Below are 20553 nucleotides of genomic sequence, written 5' to 3'. Positions count from 1 at the left end.
GATGACGGCCATCGCGATGGCCGGCTGGCTGGCGCAGGCCGGCCTGCGCAACATGTCTCTCGAGGAACTGGTCGACGGTTTCGGCCGCCGCCTCAACGAGGCGGGGTTGCGGATCGAGCGCATGTTCGTGGGCATGAACACGCTGCATCCCATGGTACGGGCCCGCAGCCTGATCTGGACTTCGGGCGAAGGTGTCGCCCGGCATTTCGAGTTCGCCCACGCCGACATCGATTCGGCGCAGATCCAGCAGAGCCCGTTTGCCGCGATGCTGCGCGACGGGATCGCCGAGCTCCGCCAGCCTCTGGACGCTGCCGACGTTCTGCCCGGCATTCCGGTGTTCGACGAATTGCGCGGCGAGGGCATGACGGAGTGGATGGGATGGGTGCAGCCGTTCGGCGAGCTGACGCCGCAGGTCGGCAGCTCGAGCGAGGCCGATCATGCCGAGCGCCTGTGGCTTGCCGTCTCGGCTGCGACCGACCGACCCGGCGGCTTCAGCGACGAGGATCTGGCGCTCCTGCGCGAGGTGATGCCGGTCTTCGCCCTTGCCGTGAAGGCCACCAGCATGCGGGGCATCGGCCACGGCCTGCTCGCGGCCTATCTCGGCAACGACCCGGCGAGCCGCGTACTGTCCGGCACCGTGTTGCGCGGCGAAGTCCAGAGCGTTGAGGCCGTCGTGTTCTTTACCGACCTGCGCGGTTTCACGGCGCTCGCCGACACGATGCCGGGCCGTGACCTGATCGTGCTGCTCGACGACTACTTCAGCTGCATGGTCCAGCCCGTGACAGCGCATGGCGGCGAGGTGCTGAAGTTCATGGGTGACGGCATGCTGGCCGCCTTTGCCGTGATCGGAGGCGAGCGCGCCGGGGGCTGCGCCGAGGCGCTCGCGGCGGCACAGGAGGTGCTGGCCCGTGTCGAGGCGCTGAACGTCGAGCGCCGCAAAGCGGGCCAGCCCGCCACTTCGCTCGACATCTCCCTGCATATCGGGCGCGTGCTCTACGGCAATGTCGGCTCGGACACGCGGCTCGATTTCACGGTGATCGGTCCGGCGGTCAACGAGGCCTCGCGCATCGAGGCGCTGTGCCAGCCGCTCGACCAGGCCTTGCTGATTTCCCAGGCCTTCGCGGAAGTCGCGACCGCGAGCCGCGACCGGCTGGTTTGCCTCGGCCGCCACCGCCTTCGCGGCGTGCGCGAAGACACGGAGCTGTTCGGTCTCTCGGTTTCGAACGGAGTCTCGAGAGATCAGCGCCCGTAGACGGCGCTTTCGAAGGCGTAGAACAGCGGTAGCGACTTCACGTCGGCGAAGGGCAGGATCTGGGTCATGTAGACGCCGCCCAGGCGCTTCCGGCGGTCGATCCAGTAGTAGGTGTTGGGCAGACCGGCCCAGCAGAGGCTGCCGGCGGAGCGGCCCGTGGGTGCTTCCTCGTTGTTGATCAGGAAGCTGAGGCCCCACTGCTTGGTGATGCCGGGAAAGAACTCCGCGTCATTGGACAGGGCCGGCATCACGGTCTTCAGAAGGCTCACCGTCGAGTCGCCCATCGCATTCGTCGCCATCGCATCGACCGTCGCGGGCTGCATCACGACGTCGCCGGTCGCGGACTTCCCGTCGTCGAGCACCATGCGCACGAACTTCAGGTAGTCGTTCGCCGTCGAGTAGAGGCCGCCGCCGCCCGCCTCGAACTCCGGCTCCTGCGGGACCTCGCGCTTCAGGTCCGCAACCAGGCTGCCGTCTTCCTTGCGATGGTGGACGCGGGCCATGCGCGCGCGCATCGCCGGCGTCAGGCGGAAGGCGGTGCTGTCCATGCCGAGCGGCGCGAACAGGTCGTCGTGCATCACCTGGCCGAGCTTCCGGCCGGTGACCGCCTCGACCATCTTGCCAGCCCAGTCGATGCCGATCCCGTACTGCCAGCGCACGCCGGGATCGAACAGCAGCGGCGTGGTCAGCGACTTGTCGAGGCCGGTGCCGATGGTGGGCACGTCCATGACCTCGCGATAGCGCAGGATCTCCGGATTCCAGATGTCGTAGCCGAAGCCCGCGGTGTGCGTCAGCAGATGACGCAGGGTGATGTCGCGCACGGGCTTGCGCAGGCGCGGCTGCCCCGCCGCGTCGAAGCCTTCGAGCACCTGCACCTCGCCGAGATAGGGAATGATCTCTTTCGCCGGGGCGTCGAGCTTCAGCGCACCGCGCTCGACCTGCTGCATCGCCACCGCGCCGGTCACCGCCTTGGTCATGGAGGCGAGCCAGACGACGGTGTCCGGCGTCATCTCGGCCTCCTGGCCCAGGATCGCCTTGCCGAAGCCGCCCTCGTAGAGCCTGCCGTTCTCGCCCGTCGCGACGGCCGCCACGCCGGGCACGTCGCCGCGCTGTACGGCCTCGCTCAGGATCCTGTCGATGCGCGCCTTCATGGTGCCCCTCCTGCCAGTCCGACTGTATCCAGCGCGAAGGCATAGGCGATCGCGACCTCGTCCAGGCGACTGAAGCGGCCCGACGAGCCACCATGCCCCGCACCCATGTTGGTGCGCAGGATCACCGGGCCGCCGCCGGTCATGGTCGCACGCAACCGGGCCACCCATTTGGCCGGCTCCCAGTAGGTAACGCGCGGATCGGTGAGGCCGGCCATCGCCAGGATCGCCGGGTAGTTCTGCGCCGTCACGTTGTCGTAGGGCGAATAGGAGCGGATGTAGCGGAACGCCTCCGGGTCGGTGATCGGATTGCCCCATTCGGGCCATTCCGGCGGCGTGAGTGGCAGCTTGTCGTCGAGCATGGTCGCCAGCACGTCGACGAACGGGACTTCGGCGATGATCCCGGCGAAGAGGTCCGGCGCTCGGTTGGCGACCGCGCCCATCAGCATCCCGCCCGCGCTGCCGCCATGGCCCACGATGCGCTTCGCCGAAGTGTAGTTCGCTTCGATCAAGGCCCGGCCCGCGGCGACGAAATCGTCGAACGTGTTGGTCTTCTTCTCGCGCTTGCCGTCGAGATACCACGACCAGCCCTTGTCGGAGCCGCCGCGGATATGGGCGATGGCATAGACGAAGCCGCGATCGACCAGCGACAGGCGGTTGGCCGAGAAGGAAGCCGGCATCGCCATGCCGTAGGAGCCGTAGCCGTAGAGCAGCAGTGGCGCGCGGCCGTCGCGCACCAGGTTGCGGCGATGCAGGATCGACACCGGGACCTCCGCGCCGTCGTGCGCGACGGCGGTGATGCGCGTCGTGACATAGGCGGCGGGGTCGTGTCCGGACGGGATCTCCTGGCGCTTGCGCAAGGTTCGCTGCCGGGTAGCCATGTCGTATTCGTAGACCTCCGACGGCGTCGTCATCGACGAATAGGCGAAGCGCATCACCGTGGTCTCGAACTCGAAGCCGCCCACCATGTCGAGCGAATAGGCGGTCTCGTCGAAGGCGATCGTGTGCTCGGCTTGCGTCGCGAGATCGCGGATCGCGATCGAGGGCAGGGCATTGGTCCGTTCCAGCCGCACGAGATGGCCGGCGAAGAGATCGATGCCCAGGATGTAGGTGCCCGGCCGGTGCGGCACGTACTCGCGCCAGTGGGCGCGCTGCGGCGTGGCGAGCGGCGCGGTGACGATCTTGAAGTCGATGGCGGCTCCTTCGTTGGTCAGGATGAACAGTTCCTCGCCGCGATCGGCCACGTTGTAGCGCACGCCCTTCTCGCGCGGCGCGACCAGCCGCGGCGGCGCGTCCGGCACCGAAAGGTCGATCAGCCGTTGCTCGGTCGTATCGTGATCGCCACCGGAAACGATGCAGAAGCGGCCACTGGCGCTTTCGTCGATGCGGGTGAACCAGCCTACGTCCGGCTCCTCGTACACCAGCACGTCCTCCGCCTGCGCCGTGCCCAGTCGGTGCCGGTAGACCTTCAGGGGGCGGTGGTTCTCGTCGACCTTGACGTAGAAGAAGAACGAGGAATCGTGTCCCCATACGACGCTGCCGCTGGTCTCGGTGAGCGTGTCGGGCAGGTCCTCGCCGCTGTCCCAGCGACGGACGCGCACGGTGAAGTACTCGGAGCCGCGCAGGTCGGCGCTCCACGCTTCGAGCCGGTGATCGGGCGAATGGCGCGTGCCGCCGAACTTGAAATAGTCGGACGCCCTGGCCAGCGCATCGCCGTCGAGGATCGTCTGCATTTCGCCGCCGTCGCGTGGCGTGCGACCGATCTGCTGGTGCTGGCCGCCCTCACGGAACTTCCACAGATACGAGAAGGGGCCGTCGGGCGTCGGCACGCCGGAATCGTCCTCCTTGATCCGGCCACGCATTTCCGCGACCAGCGTCTTCTGAAGCGCCTGCGTCGGCCCGAGCCTCTCCTCGGCATAGGTGTTCTCGGCCTCGATGTAGGCGCGGATGTCGGGATCGAGCAGTGACGGATCGCGCAGCACCTCCTGCCACTTCGCGTCCTTCAGCCATGCGTACTCGTCGTCGAGCGTGACGCCGTGCAGGGTGCGCCGCGACGGACGTCGCGGCGCGATCGGTGGCTTCATGAGGCTCTCGCAGGGGAGGTTAGTAGTTGCCGGCCTTGGCGGGAGCCTTGGCCGGCGCCGCCGGCTTGTCGCCCAGCAGGCCGCGCATCTCGGCGCCCTTGGTGTCCCACCAGTCGGCGAGGATGCGTACGTCCCAGCCGATGCAGAAATGCTTCACGCCCATGTCGAGATACTTGGCCGCCTGGCTCGGGTCGCGCAGCTCGACGCGCGGGTGCAGGCCCTTCTTCAGCGCCATCTCGATAGTCTTCTTCTCGGCCGCCACCACGTCGGGGTGATTGGCCTGTCCTGTCAGGCCGATGCTCATCGAGTAATCGGAAGCACCGAACTGGATCATGTCGAGGCCCGGCACGTCGAGGACGCGATCGAGATCGTCCACGCAGGACTTCTTCTCGACCATGATGGCGATCACCACGTCGTTCAGCGCGTCGACGTAAGCCGGCGAGCCGCCGGTGCGGACCGTGCCGACGTCGCGGCGCATGCCGACGCCCATCCGGCCGCGGGCCCGGGCGCCCTGCGCCATCGTCGTCTCGGCGCGCACCGCGTCGACCGCGGCCTTTGCGTCCTCCACCGAACGGATGTCGGCGAAAAGCACGCTCTGGAAGCCCGAGCCGATCGCGCGCATTGCCTGGTGCGTGTACTGCGTCTGCTCGATCTTGATCATGCCCGACATGCCCATCAACTCGAACGAGCGGCCGAGATTGTCGAGGTCGTGCATGGTGAAGGGCGCGTACTCGGCCGTGAACTCCACATAGTCGTATTGCTTCGAATGGCCGATCAATTCGACCAGCGTCGGCCAGGCCGACAGGATGTGCGTGCCGACGGTCGGCTTGCCCGCGTTCAGTGCTTCGCGAAGTGGATTGCGGCTCATCTTGTTCCCCCAGGGTGGTCGTTCGCGCTAGTGTGGCACCTTGTGCAGGGGGAGTTCCATGTTTCCGACCAGAGATAAGCTGACAATCTGCTTCGCGCATGCGGCATACCAGATGAAGGCGCGGTTCGATGCCCGGAATACCGGCATCAACAGCTTCCAGGTACGCAGCTACGACGAGTTCGTGCAGCGGGTCGGCGAGGCCGATGTGGTCTCGGTCTCCGGCATGTGGAAGAACGACATCATTCCTCATGCCTCCAAGCTGAAGTTCATCCAGTCGATCAGCTCCGGCATGGACCAGTATTCGAAGGAAATGCTGGGCGCCAAGGGCATCCGTCTGGCGAGTGCCGCCGGCGTCAACGCCCGCGCGGTGGCCGAGCACGCGCTGGCCCTCATCCTTGCCGTCTATCGCCGCATCCCCGAGGCGCGCGACAACCAGCACAAAAAGGTCTGGCGCGGCATGCTGGGCGATCTCACCCAGCGCGAGGACGAACTGGGCGGCAAGACGCTGCTGATCGTCGGCATGGGCCGCATCGGCAGCCATCTCGCCAAGCTCGCCAAGGCCTTCGACATGAAGGTGATCGGCATCCGGCGCGACCCGAAGGCGGGCGCCAACGGCGCCGACGAGATCCACGGCATGGCGGACGTGGTGAAGCTGGTCCCGCAGGCCGACATCGTGGCGCTGACCTGCGCGCTGACGCCCGAGACGACCGGCCTGATGAGCGCGGCCGCCTTCGCCGCCATGAAGCCCTCGTCGGTCTTTGTAAATGTCGCGCGCGGCAAGGTCGCCGACGAAGCAGCTCTCATCGAGACGATGGAAGGCAACAAGATCTGGGCGGCGGCGCTCGACGTCACCGCCGAGGAGCCGCTGCCGGCGGCATCGCCGCTCTGGACGTTGCCCAATGTCTTCGTCACCCCGCACACGGCGGGCGAGACCCGCGCCTATGAGGACAACGTCATCGACATCCTGATCGAGAACCTCGACCGCCTGTGGCGGGGCGAGGCGACGCTCCGAAACCAGGTTCTGTAGGCCGGGCTTCGAGGCCTGCGCCCCGAGGGCCAGGCTAGTCCTTGTCCTTTTTGGTGCCGCCGCCGTTGTTGCCGCGTTGCGGCTGCTGTTGCGACTGTGGCTCAGCCTTCGGCGGCTGGGCGATCTGCTGCGGCTGCTGCTGCGGAGCGCGCGTTTCCTTGTCCTTGGGGGCCTGCTGCTGTGGCGGCTGCGGCGCCGGCTGCTGCGGACGCGGCGGCTGGGCCTGCTGCGGCGGCGGCGCGGGTTCGGCCTTGGGCTGCGGCGCGGCCTGACGCGGCGCTTCCGGACGGGGCGCGGCCTCAGGCTTCGGCGCAGGCTGCGGGGCAGCCTGGCGCGGCTCTTCCTGACGCGGCTGGGGAACGGCGGCAGGCTTCGGTGCAGGCGCAGCCTGCTTGGGCTCCTCCGAGCGGGGCTGAGGAGCCGCGCTGGGCTTCTGCTGGTCCGGCGCCGCCTGCTTGCGATCGTCCTGCTTGCCCGGGTCCGGGCGGGACTGCGGCGCGGTCTGCTTTTCAGCCGGCTTTTCAGAGGGCTTCTCGGCGGGCTTTTCGGCCGCCGGAGCGGCCTGCTTCGGCTCGCTGGGCTTGCCTTCGTCACGCTTCGCTGGGGACGGTTCGGGCGAGGCCAGGGCGGGCTTCGGCGGCGCGGGGGCCGCTTCCTTGGGCTGGTTGACCGCCGGCTTGCCGGCGTTCTCCTGACGGGCCGGCTCCGGCGCAGCCTTGGTCTCCTTGAGCGCCGGCGGAGCGGCGCCCCGACGGGGCTGCAGCGGCGGCGTGGCGGGCTTGACCGTCTTCACGTCCGGGCTTTCGGCGGTCTTGGCCTGGGTGTCGGCGCCCGGCTTGGCGTCCCTCGAGGCGATCTTCGGACCGGGGGCCGCAGCCTTCTTCTGCTGGTCCGCTGCGACGGGTTTCGCGAGTGTCGGCATGTCGGCAACGGTGGTCTTTGTGACCCCCACATCACCGGCCTTTGAATCGCCGGTCTTGCCCCTGGGCTCGGCAGCGTTTCGCGCAGCCGCCGCCTTGGGGTCGGCCGGTGCCTTGGCATCATCCGGCTTGGTCGCGGTCTTTGCATCGGCCTTGGTGTCGGCCGTCGCCGCGAACGAAGCGGTGGGAGCCGGCGGCGCCGACACAGGCGCCACGGCGGCCTTCGCCATCTGGTCGGCGGTGACCGTCAGCGCCGCGCGTTGCACCGGCTGCGAGCGCACGAAGGTTTGTGACGGCACCACGGTCGCGAAGCGCTGGTTGGCCAGCGCCGAGTTCCGGCCCGCAACGAATGCCTCCCGGCGCTGCGCACGTTCCCAGCGATCGTTCAGGTCACGGTCCTGGATCTGCGCCGACCGGTTGATGCGCTGGTAGTAATCGCGGTTGGTCGAATAAGGCGGGACGTACGCCTCGCGTGGTCCCAGCGGGAACCAGCCGACGGGACCCGCATTGCGGCCCTGGTTGCCGAGCTGCGCCGCCAGTTCGAGGCCGCCCACGAACGCGACCAGCGCCGGCGCATAGACCGGCCGCTGCTCGCGCTGCGGCGGGACCCAGACCCAGCGATTGTTGCTGTTGGCCCAGCGGCCGTAGTGATAGGGCGCAAAGCCCCAGGGCTGCTCGTCGATCCACGTCCAGCCCCACGGCTTTACATACGACCAGTGGCCGGTGCGATAGGGGGCCCAGCCGGCGGGCGTCGAACGCGGCACCCACACCTGGCCGTAACTGCCGTCGTTGACCCAATTGCCATAGGCGTTGAGGTCTTCGTAGCCGGTCATGCCGGCCGGTACGTATTGCGGCTGCTGGTCGTAGACGACCTGCCGGTCGCGCGCGGCCCAGGAGGCGGCCGGCGCCGGCGGCGCGGCGTGGATGGCCTTGAGCTGCAGCGAACTGCCGTCGCCGGACACCTCGCCGACTTCGCCGGCGCGCACCGCCAGAACCTGGCCGTTGAGGCCCTGGATCTGCGCCGCGCCGGACCGCACGCCGAGCCGCGTCGGGTCCTGCGTGGAGCCTGCCTCGACGTAATAGTCGCCCTGCTGCTGCAGGGTGATGGTGCCGCGCGGCGTGACGATCTCGTACGGCTGTGTCGCGTCCATCGCGAAGGTCTTCACGTCGATCCGACCCTGCGCCAGTTGCAGGCGGACCTGGCTGTCGTCAATCTGCGACATGTCGAGTTCGGTGGAGCCGTCCATCCGGATGCGCGTCCCCGCGACGGACACCTCGCTGCGCGCATTGGGTTCGGTCCAGATCGCATCGCCGCTCGTCAGGGGCGTGTTGACGACAGCCTTCGTCCAGCCGCTCTGCTCGTCGTCGTGGAAGGAGACCGTCCCGTCGACAAAAGCCAGCCGTCCGACCTGCCCGGGCGGTTCCCCCTGGGTTTGCGCGGTGGCCGCCACGGTAACCAGCGACGCTCCGATGAAACCGGCCAGAAGCTTCAACGTCGTGCGACCAAAGGCTTCGCCCATTGCGGGACCTCCTGATAGGCTAGGTCCCGTGAACGCCCGCCCATGTGCGCGGTTGCGTCGATTCAGTCGAACCAAGGGGGAAAACCATGAGCGTCGCCGATCCGCACCGCGTCGTCCTGACGGGCGAGAATCCGTTCCTGCGTCTCAGCGAGAAGGACGGCGATCCCAATTCGACCGATGCCAGCTACTGGCGCATCCTGTTCTGCCCGGCCGGCCCCGGTCACGTGCTCTATCTCAAGAGCGAGCTGACTCATGGCCACTGGCGCATCTATTCCGACAACATCGCGATGGCGCGCTGGCTGCAGCAGACCGTGCAGGGGATGCTCAATCCCGAGCTTAAGGACCTGTCGATCCCGGTGATCGACGCCGACTTCAGCAAGTCCGGCGACCCGCGCTACTTCTGGACCGAGTATGTCTCGGCCGCCGACGCCGAGATTGCGCTCACCTGGCACGACATCGGCGATCCGCTGCTGATCCACACCGAGCCCAACAAGGAGCCGAACCCGCGCCCCTACGGCGTGTGCACCGTACTGGTTCCGGCACTGTCCGGCCGCCTGACGCTGAACGGCCAGCAGGCCCGCGGCAAGCCGTGGCCGCGCGAGCGCGAGGGCCGTCCCTTCAGCACCTCGGCGCTGGCCTTCTCGGAGAGCTGGACGGAGCCGCGGTAGTCTTTCTGCGCAAGACCGCTAACCAGCACCAAAGACCTCATGCTGAGGAGGCTGCGCAGCAGCCGTCTCGAAGCATGCGCACACGCACCCCGTTCGTTGCTCATCCTTCGAGATGCGGTCTGCGGCCGCTCCTCAGTATGAGGTGGTACGCTAAACAGCCCGCTTACGGCGCGAAGCCGTAGGCCTTGGCGAGTTCTGTGTAGCTATCGCGGCGGACCTGTTCGTCGTGGGTCCAGGTGACGACGGCCATCTCGTCGACGCCGACGCGCTCCTTCAGCTCGGTGATGCGGGCGGCGACCTCGGGGCCGGTGCCGACGAAGGAGTCCTTGCGGAACTGTTCCATCTTCGCGCGCTCGAAATCGGCGAGCGGCGCCTTGCCGGCCTCGTCGGGCGGCAGCAGCGGACCCAGGATGTTCTTGTCGCGATTGATGCGGCTGAGCGCCCGCGACGTGAAATGGTACTGCGCCTTCTCCGTCGTCTCGGCGGCCAGCGCCCAAACGCAGAGGGCCGAATGCGGCTCGGGATGGCGCGCGCTCGGGCGATAGCTGCGCTTGTAGAGATCGATGGCCCGTTCGCCGCCCGCGCCGTCGCTGAAGAACCAGGCGTAGCAATAGGGCAGGCCGAACAAAGCGGCGACCTGCGCGCCATAGTCGGAGCTGCCGAGGATCCAGACTTCCGGCGAGGTGGGCGACTGGGGAAAAGCCTTCACCGAGCCGAAGGGATGGCGCTCTACCAGCGGCTGGTTGTTCACCCACGCGATGAGATCGCGCACGTCGGCCGGGAAATGCTCCGGTCGTTCGTTGGCCGCCGGATTGAGGGCGAAGGCGGTGCGGCCGTCCGAGCCCGGCGCGCGGCCAAGCCCCATGTCGATGCGTCCGGGCGCCAGCGCCTCGAGCACGCGGAAGACCTCGGCCACTTTGAACGGCGAATAGTGCGGCAGCATGATGCCGGCGCTGCCGATGCGAATGCGCTCGGTCGTGGCGGCGATCGCAGCCATTACGATCTCCGGCGCGGTGCCGACGATGGTGGGATGGTTGTGATGCTCCGACACCCAGAAGCGTTCGTAGCCCAGCGCCTCGCAGTGCCGGGCGAGCGAAACCGTGTTGCGGATCGACTGGTCCTGCGGCCGGCCAGAGACGGCGATCGACTGGTCGAGGACGGAGAGGCGGAAAGGACGTGACATGGACGCGAGATGGGCCCTGCGGCCTATTCCGGCAAGGTCGCGATCATGTAGAGGGTCTGGAGTTGCTGCGTCGGCCGCGCATTCTTGCCGAACACGTCGCCGAAGATCGTGGCGATCTGTCCCGACCGGTAGATGTGGCTGAGCGCCCGGTCGACCGCGAGACGGAACGGGCCCTCGCCCAGCTTCATGGCGAGCGCGAACGGCTCGAGGCTGAGATAGGTGTTGGCCAGCAGGATCTTCGCGGCGTCCTTGTGATCCTTGATCATCGCCGTCAGCATCGCGCCGCCGGCGAAATAAGCCGAGATCTCGCCCTTCTCGAGCGCCGTCATGGCCGTGGTGAAATCGGTGAAGGGCACGATGGTGGCGTTGACGTGGATCGATGCCAGCGCCTTCTTCAGTTCCTCTTCCGTCAGCGTGCCGGCGACGGCGCCGACCTTCTTGCCGGCGAGTTCCTGCAGGTCGCGCGGCCCGTCGTTGCGGATGGCGAAGCTGGTGCCGTCGACGAAGGTGGTGATCGAGAAATCGACCACGGCGCGGCGGTCGAGCGTCTCGGTAAGCGAATCGCAGAGCAGGTCGATCTTGCCCTGCTTGATCATGTCGAGGCGGTTCTCGGTGGTTACCGGCACGAACTCGACCTTGAGGCCGGGAAGCTTGAGTTGCTGGGCGATGTCCTTGGCCACGGCCTCGCAGAGCTGGACCATGAAGCCGCCGGGGACACCGTTGGCGCCCTTGTAGGCGAAGGGATGGGCGTTCTCGCGGAAGCCGCCGCGCAGGACACCGGTCTTTGCGATGTCGTCCAGCGTGCCCGCCCACGCACTGCCGGCTGCCAGGAGGCCAAGGCCCACGGCCAGGATCGGGGCAACGCCGTTCAGGAATCGCTTCATCTCGTCCCTCTTCGAATGACGGCCGAACAATCCGACATTCGGCCCGTGGTCGCCACTGGAAACGCGGCCGGCGACAGCGGGTGCAAGGCCGCTGCGACGAGTTGCCCGCGAGGCGAAAGAATGTCGCGACGTTGCCTGGAGGAAGTGCACGCGGACGGCCGTTCTGCTTGTAGCGCGGCGTCCTGCGGGCCAAACTCCGGGCCGATTTTTTGGACCCCGGAGGACCCGCATGTCGACCGCCATTGCCGAAATGAAGACCCAGGCCCAGCCGGCCGGTACCTACAAGCCTAAGGGCATGCTGATCGGCGGCAAGTGGGTCGAGAGTGCCTCCGGCGCCCGCATCATCATCGAGAATCCCGGCAAGCGCACGGCCGTTGCCGAAGTGCCGCGCGCCGGCGAGGCCGACGTGAACGCCGCCGTCGAGGCGGCGGAGAAGGCCTTCCCCGCCTGGAAGAACGTCGTGCCGCGCGAGCGGGGTAAGATCCTGCTCAAGATCGCCGAGGTGCTCGAGGCGCGCAGCGAAGAGATGGCGCGGACCATCGCGCTGGAGACCGGCAACGCGCTGCGCACCCAGGCGCGCGGCGAGGCCAAGCTGGCCGCCGACATCTTCCGCTATTTCGGCGGTCTCGGCTCAGAACTCAAGGGCGAGACCGTGCCGCTCGGCGAGCACGTGCTCTCCTACACGCGGCGCGAGCCGATCGGCATCGTCGGCGCCATCATCCCGTGGAACGCGCCGGTGATGCTGGGCGCGCTCAAGATCGCGCCGGCGCTGTGCGCCGGCAACGTGCTGGTGATGAAGGCGGCCGAGGATGCACCGATGGCGGTGCTGCTGATGGCCGACATCTGCCAGGAGTTCCTGCCGCCGGGCGTGCTGAACGTGCTGACCGGCTACGGCCAGGAATGTGGAGGCCCGCTCGCCAACCATCCGAAGATCCGCAAGCTCTCCTTCACCGGCTCGACCGAGGTCGGCAAGGTGATCATGCGCGCCGCCGCCGAGCGCATCGTGCCGGTATCGCTCGAATTGGGCGGCAAGAGCCCCTCGATCGTCTATCCCGACGCCGACGAGGATTGGGCGGTCGACGGCATCATCAACGCGATGCGTTTCACCCGCCAGAGCCAGAGCTGCACCGCCGGCTCGCGCATGTTCCTGCATGAGGACATCTTCGACAGTTTCCTCAGGAAGCTCGAGAAGAAGACCACCGCGCTCAAGATCGGCGATCCGCTCGACGAGGCGAGCGACATCGGCACCATCATCAACAACAAGCAGTACACCAAGGTCTGCAAGTACGTGCAGGACGGTCTCGACCGTTCCGACGCGAAGCTGGTGTTCGGCGGCCTGCCGCCCAAGACCGGCCCGCTGAGCGAAGGCTACTTCACCATGCCGACCGTCTTCGCCGACCGCTCGAACGACTGGCGCCTGGCCCGCGAGGAGATCTTTGGGCCGGTGCTGGTGGCGATCCGCTGGAGCGACGAGGCGGAGGCGATTCGCATGGCCAACGACAGCCACTACGGTCTCGCCGCCTATGTCTGGACGCACGACATCGGCAAGGGCCTGCGCGCCGCGCACGCCATCGAATCTGGCTGGGTCCAGGTCAACCAGGGCGGTGGCCAGACGCCGGGCATGTCCTATGGCGGCTACAAGCAGTCGGGCCTCGGCCGCGAATTCTCGCTTGAGGGCATGCTCGACAGCTTCACCCAGCGCAAGAGCGTGACGGTGAATCTGGCCGTCTGACGGTTGACCAAAGGTCCCTCGCTGCGCGCGGGATGACATTGTTGAGAGGGTTGGCGCAGTGCGTCGATCCCAGCAAATTGTCATCCCGAGCGTCAGCGAGGGACCTTTGTCTTACAGGGGCATCCGGGTGTGAAAGTCGGTCGCCCCCTGGTAGGCGTGACCGATCCGGTAGAGCATCGCCTCGTCGAACGGTCGGCCGACGAGCTGCATGCCGATCGGCGCGCCGTTCGTGTCGAAGCCGCACGGCACCGACAGGGCGGGGATGCCGAGTGTGTTGAACGGGCGCGTAAGGCCCGTGAAGCCCGCCACCATCTTCAGCACCGCCGGACCGCCCTTGGTCTCGGTGTCGGTCTCCTCGATGGTCGGCAGCGGGAAGGGGATGGCCGGCAGCAGCACTGCGTCGACGCCGTCCATCGCGCTCGACAGGAACTCCTTCACGAAATGGGAGCGCAGGCGCAGCGCGTCGATGTACTGCGTCGCGGGAATGAAGAAGCCTGCCTCCATGCGCGTGCGCACCTGGTTGGCATAGAGTTCGGGCGTCTTCTCCATCCACGGCCGGTGCATGGCCGCCGCCTCGCACTTCACCATCACCTCGGCGGCGCGATAGAGTGCGGTGAAGTCGGGGAGGGTGACGGTCGAGACCTTAGCCCCGAGGCGTCCCAACGCATCGGCAGCGGCCTGTATCGCAGCGCCGATCTGCGGGTCCAGCGGGGCGAGCCCATCCGTCGGCAGCGCAAGTCCGATGCGCAGGCCCGCCACGCCACCGTCGAGCAGCGCCTCATAGTCGGGCACCGGCTTCTCGCTGGTGGTCGAATCGTCGGGATCGTGGCCGGCGATGACCGACAGCATGCGGGCATTGTCGCGCACGGTTCGGGTCAGCGGCCCGACATGGTCGAGGCTCCAGGAGCGCGCAACGGCGCCGGCGCGGCTGACGCGTCCGTAGGTCGCCTTCATGCCAACCACGCCACAGGCCGCCGCGGGCAGGCGGATCGATCCGCCGGTGTCCGAGCCCAGCGCGCCATAGACCATGCGTGCGCCCACCGAGGCGCCCGAGCCGCTCGAACTGCCGCCGGTCACGCGCGTCTGGTCCCAGGGATTGCGGCAATGTCCATGATGGACGTTGTGGCCCGTCGGACCGGCGGCGAACTCCGCCATGTTGAGGAAGCCCAGTTCGACAACGCCCGCCGCGTCGAGCTTGTTCAGGACCGTCGCCGTCACCGGCGCCACCCAGTCGCCGCGGATCTTGCTGCCGCCGGTCGAGACCTCGCCCTTGCGGTAGTACATGTCCTTGTGCGCCATCGGCACGCCGTGCAGCGGCCCCCGTCTCTTGCCGGCGGCGAGCTCGGCGTCCATGGCGCGTGCCTGGGCCAGCGCCTTCTCGCGATAGACGCGCAGGAAGGCGTTGACCCTCGGCTGCCAGAGGTCGATGCGCGCGAGGCACGCTTCCGTGGCTTCCACCGAGGTGATGCGTCCCCCGGCGATCGCGTCCGCGATGGCGGTGAGATCCTCAAGCGCGAGATCGTCGTTCCTCACGAGCGCGCTTCCTTCGCCATGATGCTGGCGAAAGCCGCCGGATCGTCGTCGAAGGTGAGGCGCTGGGCGGCGGCCTTGCGCACGGCGTCGTTCAGGATCTCGACTTCCGCCGCCAGTTCGGCAAGCCGCTTGTCGTCGTACGCGATGCCCTGAAGACCTGCGGCGATGCCGGCGGCCGTCCTGATCTTCTCGTCCATCGTATTCTCGTCCATCGCCTTCTCCTCAGAGCCTGAGCCGGCGCGCCTCCATGCGGGCGCGATCCTCGGCCGGAAACGTCATGATCTTGCGGATCTTCTGGTCGAACTTCATGCCGACGGCTTCGGCGCAAGCAGCAAGCGTGCCGCTCTCCGCCTCGAACAGGAAATGCGTGAAGACGACGGTCTTGTCGGTGAAGCTGGCGAGGCCGCTCATCACCACGGCGAGGTCGCCGGCCTTCAGCGGCCGGCGATAGCGGTTCAGCATCTCGACCACCACCGAGCCTTCCTGCCGTTCCTGCATGGCGGCGCGATCGAAACCCATGTGGTTCCACAGGACCGGTGCGCCGTCGGAGTATCGCCCGAAATGATGACGCGGCAGGAAGTCGCCGCGTTCGTCGCATTCGTCGGGCGTGATCTGCGTGCGACCGACCTCAACCAGCCCGATCGCGGGCGCCTCGGCGAGCGTCAGGTCAGGCAGGGCGAGCTTGCCGACGCTGCGCGGCCGTGCGGATTCGGGAAAGGGCACGCAGGCCGCCTGGGCGCGCGCGCGGAAGGCAGCCGGCCAGGGACGGTCGCATTCGATGCGGCGACGGATGGTGGCGGCGACCTCGCCCTTCGCGGGATTGCGCACCTCGTGATAGGCGACGAGATCGCGCTCGCCGACTTCAACGGGGGCCGAGTGGACCTCGACCGGTTCGACGACGCGGAACTCGCGCAGGTAGCGGACATGGTCGTCGACCGGCCGGCTGATCGAGCCGGCGCTCCGCTGGGCACGCGGTCCGAAGCCCAGATGCGCCAGCAGGCTGGCCGACGCTTCGTGGGCGAACTCGGTGTAGAACTGCACGTTCAAATGGTTGTTTTCGTCGCACTGCCACGTGTTCACGGCGGTGCTGAAAGTCGGGATCAAGGCGGGACTCGACACGCTAAACTCTCTCTGCAATCTGTGGATGACTGCCTCTGATGGCCCAAAAAGCCCCAAAAATCGACATTTTCCGTGGATTCCGGACTTGCGGGGGATTGATTCGTGGATAACCTTGGCGCCGTCGACGGTGCCCTGGGGCGTCAGGGACGTCGGCGAAACCAAGAAATGTAAGGAACCCCTCAACCATGGCTACCAAACCCACCACCGTTCCGACCGTTCCGCTGTCCAAGGTTGCAGCCGAGCTGGCCGAGAAGACGGGCATGACCAAGAAGGATGCGACGGGCGCGCTCGACGAATTCGTCAACCTGGTCGTCCGTCACCTCAAGAAGGGCAACAAGGTCCGTATCACCGGCCTCGGCATCCTGCAGGTCCGCGCCCGTCCGGCGCGCATGGGCCGCAACCCGGCCACCGGCGAAGCGATCAAGATCAAGGCTTCCAAGAAGGTGGCCTTCCGCGTCGCCAAGGATCTCAAGGAAGCGATCTAACTCGTTTCCGACGAGTAAGGATCGGGCGGGTCCCGGCGCAGGCCGGGCCCGCCCTTCTTTTTGGGCCCGACGCTTCAGTGCGACTCCCTCATCGCAGAGCGACACGCCTGCGTTCGTTTGCACGAGATTGGCGGCAGCTCTTCTAGTATAGCCGGAGCACGCGTCCCGGCATGAACACCTTCATCCTCCTGAAAATCCTCGCCAACCTGATGTTGCCGCCGGCTTCGCTGGCGCTGGGCGTCGTGCTGTGGCTGTCGATGCGCCTGTTCGGATGGCGTCGTCTGGCGTCGGTGGTTCTGGGGCTCGCCATCCTGCAGACGCTGGTTCTGTCGTTCACCCCTCTGTCGACGCTGTTGAACGGGATCCTCGAGGCCGAGGCCCGCCGGCTTGTCGCCGGCAACAAGCCGTGCTGCTACGAGGCGATCGTCGTTCTGGGCGGCGGCATCACCCCGGCGCAGCCGCCGCATACGATGGAGCCTGAACTCACCGACGCCTCGGATCGAATCTGGCTGGCGGCGCGGATGTTCCATGCCGGCGCGGCCCCGAAGATCATCGTGACCGGCGGCTCGTTGAGCGAGCAACGGGGTGGCCCCGCGACCACCGAGGCGGAGGCCATGCGCCGGTTCCTGGTCGCGCTGGGTGTTCCCGACGACGTCATCGTGTCCGAGGGCAAGGCGCTCAACACGATCGAGAATATCCGCAACGTACGCGAGATGGTGAAGGGCAGCCGGGTGGCGATCGTCACTTCGGCCTTCCATATTCCGCGGGCGGCCAAGCTTGCCCGGTGGGCCAGCCTCGACTTCGCGATCTTCGGCGTCGACTGGACGGTCCCCGACGACGGCACCGTGTGGTGGGATTACTGGATGCCCTCGATCGGCGCGCTGGGCGAGTCGGCCATGGCTCTGAAGGAGTTGATTGCGCTTCGCTTCGACCGCCGCGGGGAGGTTCTTGCTCCATGACCGCCTACCGTCTCAGCCGGCGCGCGGCCCTCGGCCTTGCGGCAACGCCGCTTCTGTGGCCGCTGGTGCGCCCGGCGCGGGCGCAGACGCTCGAGAAGCTCGTGTTCCAGACCGACTGGCGCGCCCAGGCCGAGCATGGCGGCTACTACCAGGCGGTCGCCGCGGGCCTGTACCGCAAGGCCGGGATCGACTGCGAGATCCGACAGGGCGGACCGAGCCTCAACATCAGCCAGCTCCTGCTGATGGGCCGCGTCGACATGACCATGTCGAACAGCTTCGAGGCCTTCACCTACGTGCGCGAGGATGCGCCGTTCTTCACGATCGCCGCGATCTTCCAGAAGGATCCGCAGGTCCTGATCGGACATCCCGACACCGGCTTCAACGGCTTTGCCGACCTGAAGGGGCGCACGCTGCTGATCGGCAGCGGCGGCCGCGTCACCTACTGGCCGTACCTGCGCAAGAAGTACGGGCTCAGCGACGACCAGCTGCGGCCCTACACGTTCAACATGGCGCCCTATCTCGCCGACAGGAACGTGGTGCAACAGGGCTTCATTTCCTCCGAGCCCTATTCGATCTCGCGGGCGCTCGGGCGCATGCCGCCCTACCTGCTGATCGCCGATGCCGGCTTCAGCGCCTACCAGACGACCATCGCGATCTCGCGCAGGCTTGCGACGGAAAAGCGCGACCTCATTCAACGCTTCGTGAATGCGACGCTCGAAGGCTGGGCGCAGTATCTCAAGGGAGGCCCGGCCACCGAAGCGGCAAATGACCTCATCAAGAAGGCCAATCCGGAGCAGACCGACGATCGTATCCAGTACGCCATCAAGGTGATGAACGAGCGCGGCATCGTGCTCTCGGGCGACGCGCTGCAGGCGGGCGTCGGGGCGATGACCGATGCGCGCTGGCAGGCCTTCTATCAGTCGATGGTCGATGTCGACGTGTTGCCCAGGGGGCTCGATGTGGGCCGGGCCTACACGCTCGACTTCGTCAACAAGGGCGTCGGGAAACCGGCGTAGCGGAATTCAGGAGGAACAGGCATGTACCAGGTCAACGAAGAACATCAGATGCTGCGCGATCTCGTGAAGAAGTTCGTGCGCAACGAACTGATGCCGCTCGAGAAGAACGTGCTCGAGCGCTTCGCCACCGGCCAGCAGGCTTCGCTGTCAGACGACGAGAACGCCAAGCTCTTCAAGCAGTGCAAGGATCTCGGACTGTGGGCGCTGGACGTGCCGGAAGAGGTCGGCGGCGCCAACCTGCCGGCCGTGGCGCTGGTCGGCGTCAACGAGGAGCTGGGCTACACCTGCGTGCCCTTCACCTTCCCGCCCGATTCGCCCAACCTGCACATGCTGCTCGCCACCGCGAATCCCGAGCAGCGCAAGAAGTACCTCGAGCCCTACGCGGCGGGCGAGACCAGCTCCGCCATTGCCATCTCCGAGCCCGGTGCCGGCGGCGACCCGGCCGGCATGAAGACCCGGGCGGTGAAGGACGGCAACGACTGGGTCATCAACGGCCGCAAGATCTGGATCAGCCGCATCGCCAAGGCCGACTTCACCATCGCCATGGCGGTGACCGACCCGAACCTCGGTTCGCGCGGCGGCATCACTGCCTTCCTGATCGATAAGGGCACGCCGGGCCTCGTGGTGGCGCGCGCCATCCCGATGTTGGCCGGTCAGCGCACCTACGAGGTCGTGTTCGAGGATTGCCGCGTGCCCGAGAGCCAGGTCCTGGGGCGCATCGGGGCGGGCTTCGCACCCATGCAGATGCGTCTCACGATTCGTCGCCTGCAGATGGGCTCGTGGTGCGTCGGCATGGCGCAGCGCGCCCTCGACATGCTGGTCGAGCACGCCAACCAGCGCGTCACCTTCGGTGAGAAGCTGGCCGATCGCCAGGCGATCCAATGGTGGGTGGCCGACGCGGCGATGAAGCTGCATGCCTGCCGCCTGATGGTGATGGATGCCGCCGTGAAGCAGGACGAGGGCCGCGACGTGCGCATGGAAGCCTCGATGATCAAGGTCTATGCGACCGAGATGGCGACCGAGGTGATCGACCACGCCCAGCAGGCGTTCGGCGCTATGGGCGTGACGCAGGAGCTGCCGCTGTCGATCATGGCGCAGAAGGTCCGCACCATGCGGGTCTACGAAGGCCCGTCGGAAGTGCATCGCATGGTGATCGCCCGCCGCATCTTCGGCGGCCGTTGACACGGGCCGAACGGCGGGCGGATCATTTCCCTCCGCCGTTCGACGCAGGATTTCTCGGGGGAGCCGACGCATGACCTACACGCTCGACAGCTTCGTCAAGGACGCCCAGTCCGCGCTCAAGACGCATGAAGGGCCCCCCGGCCGCGAACAGGTTCGCGTGCTGCTGGAGAAGCTGTTGGCGAACTCCTCGTTCGTCGACGAGGCGGTCGGCCCGGCCGCGCCACTCGGCACGCGCAAGCTCTACGAGGACAAGGATCTTGGCTTCGTCGTGCTGGCGCACTGCAATCCAAAGCCGCACAAGAGCCCGCCGCACGACCACGGCGCTTCGTGGGCGGTCTATGGACAGGCGGTGATGTACACCGACATGAGCGAATACAGACGGGTCGATGGCGGCACGGACGCGGGCGATGCGAAGCTCGAGAAGGTCAGGAGCTACCGCCTCGAGCCCGGTCATGCGGGCGTCTACGACGTCGGCGCGATCCACGCCATCGACTATCCCGACGGCAGTCGCTTCGTGCGCGTCACCGGCCGCGACCTCGACTATGTACGCCGTCTCAAGTTCGACATGGCCGCGGGCAAGGCCATTACCATCGAAAGCGCGACGGCCGGCGCCAACTAGGCGGCCTCAGTTTCGCCCGCGCTTGCGCGGGCGGTGCGCATCGCCCCAGGCCTCCATGGCGTCGAGGATGGGCCCGAGCATGCAGCCCTTCTTCGTGAACGAGTATTCGACGTGAGGCGGGATCGTGTTGTGCACCGTGCGCGACACGATCCCGTCCTGCTCGAGCGCGCGTAACTGAAGCGTCAGCATGCGTTGGGTGATTCCTGGAACGAGGCGCCGCAGTTCGTTGAAGCGGCGCGGGCGGTCCTTGAGCTGAAACAGGATCGTTGGCTTCCAGCGCCCGCCGATCACCTCGACCGTCGCCGTCACCGGGCACCAGGGAGCCTTGCTCTCGGCCATCGTGCGCGCCTTTCC

General features: G+C 67.2%; 19 protein-coding genes. 9 read left to right on the top strand and 10 right to left on the bottom strand.

Going from position 1 to position 20553, the window contains the following annotated elements; all coding sequences use genetic code 11:
- Position 1: 1 nt before the first annotated feature.
- The gene (locus tag LJ725_RS07790) at positions 2–1252 is read left to right on the top strand and encodes an adenylate/guanylate cyclase domain-containing protein (RefSeq protein ID WP_230550068.1); all 1251 of its coding nucleotides are present in this window, start codon (positions 2–4) and stop codon (positions 1250–1252) included.
- On the opposite strand, the gene LJ725_RS07785 is transcribed toward LJ725_RS07790, so the two are convergent.
- The 3 genes from LJ725_RS07785 to LJ725_RS07775 are packed head-to-tail and all read right to left on the bottom strand — an operon-like array spanning position 1240 to position 5352.
- On the bottom strand, positions 1240–2403 hold the full coding sequence (locus LJ725_RS07785; protein WP_230550067.1) for a serine hydrolase domain-containing protein: 1164 nt from the start codon (positions 2401–2403) through the stop codon (positions 1240–1242). The two genes, LJ725_RS07790 and LJ725_RS07785, sit on opposite strands and share 13 nt — an antisense overlap.
- Positions 2400–4484, bottom strand: coding sequence for a S9 family peptidase (locus LJ725_RS07780; RefSeq protein ID WP_230550066.1), 2085 nt, complete (start codon positions 4482–4484; stop codon positions 2400–2402). Before LJ725_RS07780 ends, LJ725_RS07785 begins: the two co-directional genes overlap by 4 nt.
- A gap of 19 nt (positions 4485–4503) precedes the next feature.
- Positions 4504–5352 (bottom strand): HpcH/HpaI aldolase family protein, encoded by an 849-nt coding sequence (locus LJ725_RS07775; RefSeq protein WP_230550065.1) that lies wholly within the window; start codon positions 5350–5352, stop codon positions 4504–4506.
- Positions 5353–5410: 58 nt separating this feature from the next.
- On the opposite strand from LJ725_RS07775, the gene LJ725_RS07770 reads away from it, so the two are divergent.
- Positions 5411–6379, top strand: coding sequence for a D-2-hydroxyacid dehydrogenase (locus LJ725_RS07770; protein ID WP_230550064.1), 969 nt, complete (start codon positions 5411–5413; stop codon positions 6377–6379).
- 34 nt (positions 6380–6413) lie between these two features.
- Here LJ725_RS07770 and LJ725_RS07765 read toward each other — a convergent pair whose 3' ends face one another.
- On the bottom strand, positions 6414–8819 hold the full coding sequence (locus tag LJ725_RS07765; protein ID WP_230550063.1) for a DUF6600 domain-containing protein: 2406 nt from the start codon (positions 8817–8819) through the stop codon (positions 6414–6416).
- Positions 8820–8905: 86 nt separating this feature from the next.
- Here LJ725_RS07765 and LJ725_RS07760 point away from each other — a divergent pair, with 86 nt between their 5' ends.
- Complete coding sequence (locus tag LJ725_RS07760) at positions 8906–9487, top strand: hypothetical protein (RefSeq protein ID WP_230550062.1); 582 nt, start codon at positions 8906–8908, stop codon at positions 9485–9487.
- A gap of 163 nt (positions 9488–9650) precedes the next feature.
- Here the strand turns inward: LJ725_RS07760 and LJ725_RS07755 are convergent, their stop codons facing one another.
- Both LJ725_RS07755 and LJ725_RS07750 read right to left on the bottom strand, forming a co-directional pair.
- Entirely contained in the window at positions 9651–10670 is a 1020-nt protein-coding gene (locus LJ725_RS07755; RefSeq protein ID WP_230550061.1) for an LLM class flavin-dependent oxidoreductase, read from the bottom strand.
- Between the two features lie 23 nt (positions 10671–10693).
- Positions 10694–11554, bottom strand: a complete 861-nt coding sequence (locus LJ725_RS07750) for an amino acid ABC transporter substrate-binding protein (RefSeq protein ID WP_230550060.1) — start codon at positions 11552–11554, stop codon at positions 10694–10696.
- Between the two features lie 229 nt (positions 11555–11783).
- Here LJ725_RS07750 and LJ725_RS07745 point away from each other — a divergent pair, with 229 nt between their 5' ends.
- Entirely contained in the window at positions 11784–13286 is a 1503-nt protein-coding gene (locus tag LJ725_RS07745; protein ID WP_230550059.1) for an aldehyde dehydrogenase family protein, read from the top strand.
- A gap of 111 nt (positions 13287–13397) precedes the next feature.
- Here the strand turns inward: LJ725_RS07745 and LJ725_RS07740 are convergent, their stop codons facing one another.
- Genes LJ725_RS07740 through LJ725_RS07730 form a run of 3 tightly spaced genes read right to left on the bottom strand, consistent with a single transcriptional unit; the run spans position 13398 to position 15938 of the window.
- On the bottom strand, positions 13398–14819 hold the full coding sequence (locus tag LJ725_RS07740) for an amidase (RefSeq protein WP_230550058.1): 1422 nt from the start codon (positions 14817–14819) through the stop codon (positions 13398–13400).
- Positions 14816–15031: a hypothetical protein gene (locus LJ725_RS07735; protein WP_230550057.1), complete on the bottom strand. Its 216-nt coding sequence runs from the start codon at positions 15029–15031 to the stop codon at positions 14816–14818. The genes LJ725_RS07740 and LJ725_RS07735 overlap by 4 nt, the downstream gene beginning before the upstream one ends.
- A gap of 10 nt (positions 15032–15041) precedes the next feature.
- The gene (locus LJ725_RS07730; protein ID WP_230550056.1) at positions 15042–15938 is read right to left on the bottom strand and encodes an acyl-CoA thioesterase; all 897 of its coding nucleotides are present in this window, start codon (positions 15936–15938) and stop codon (positions 15042–15044) included.
- A gap of 185 nt (positions 15939–16123) precedes the next feature.
- Here LJ725_RS07730 and LJ725_RS07725 point away from each other — a divergent pair, with 185 nt between their 5' ends.
- The 5 genes from LJ725_RS07725 (at position 16124) to LJ725_RS07705 (ending at position 20199) form a co-directional block, all read left to right on the top strand.
- Positions 16124–16423: an HU family DNA-binding protein gene (locus LJ725_RS07725; RefSeq protein WP_230550055.1), complete on the top strand. Its 300-nt coding sequence runs from the start codon at positions 16124–16126 to the stop codon at positions 16421–16423.
- Between the two features lie 170 nt (positions 16424–16593).
- Positions 16594–17382, top strand: coding sequence for a YdcF family protein (locus LJ725_RS07720; protein WP_230550054.1), 789 nt, complete (start codon positions 16594–16596; stop codon positions 17380–17382).
- A complete protein-coding gene (locus tag LJ725_RS07715; RefSeq protein ID WP_230550053.1) occupies positions 17379–18398 on the top strand; it encodes an ABC transporter substrate-binding protein in 1020 nt (339 codons plus the stop codon). The genes LJ725_RS07720 and LJ725_RS07715 overlap by 4 nt, the downstream gene beginning before the upstream one ends.
- 21 nt (positions 18399–18419) lie before the next feature.
- A complete protein-coding gene (locus tag LJ725_RS07710) occupies positions 18420–19580 on the top strand; it encodes an acyl-CoA dehydrogenase family protein (protein ID WP_230550052.1) in 1161 nt (386 codons plus the stop codon).
- A 70-nt stretch (positions 19581–19650) separates the two neighbouring features.
- Positions 19651–20199: a cupin domain-containing protein gene (locus tag LJ725_RS07705; RefSeq protein WP_230550051.1), complete on the top strand. Its 549-nt coding sequence runs from the start codon at positions 19651–19653 to the stop codon at positions 20197–20199.
- Positions 20200–20205: 6 nt separating this feature from the next.
- On the opposite strand, the gene LJ725_RS07700 is transcribed toward LJ725_RS07705, so the two are convergent.
- Positions 20206–20538: a winged helix-turn-helix transcriptional regulator gene (locus LJ725_RS07700; RefSeq protein ID WP_230550050.1), complete on the bottom strand. Its 333-nt coding sequence runs from the start codon at positions 20536–20538 to the stop codon at positions 20206–20208.
- Positions 20539–20553 lie beyond the last annotated feature (15 nt).

The sequence above is a fragment of the Reyranella aquatilis genome (genome assembly GCF_020880995.1).
In the GTDB taxonomy this organism is placed as follows: Bacteria; Pseudomonadota; Alphaproteobacteria; order Reyranellales; family Reyranellaceae; genus Reyranella; species Reyranella aquatilis.
Note: the sequence above shows the minus strand (reverse complement) of the source record. Positions and strands in the feature narration are given on the sequence as shown.